Here is a 258-nt window from a genome sequence, read left to right on the forward strand (position 1 = left end):
CATGTTGATATATAACAATCCGCTCCCTAACCCCTTTGGCACGGGCCGTGCGAATATAGTCTTGGTTAATAACCTCTAGCATGCTGGAACGAGTCATCCGGGCAACAATCGCTGCCCCTGAAATTCCAAGCATAAATACAGGTAGTACAAGTTGTTCAAAGCTGCCCCACCCAGAAGGAGGAAACCAAGCCGTATCGATAAATTTTCCGATAAATGGGATGTTGCCTAATGCGAACCATTGGATCAGCACAAGGCCTA

General features: G+C 46.9%; 1 protein-coding gene. It reads right to left on the minus strand.

The features are described from left to right. Positions 1-258 (minus strand): ABC transporter permease subunit (locus CHH91_RS18655; protein WP_141234229.1); only part of this gene is annotated, 258 nt, incomplete at both ends.

The sequence above is a fragment of the Virgibacillus sp. 7505 genome, from assembly GCF_002272135.1.
GTDB lineage: Bacteria > Bacillota > Bacilli > Bacillales > Amphibacillaceae > Terribacillus.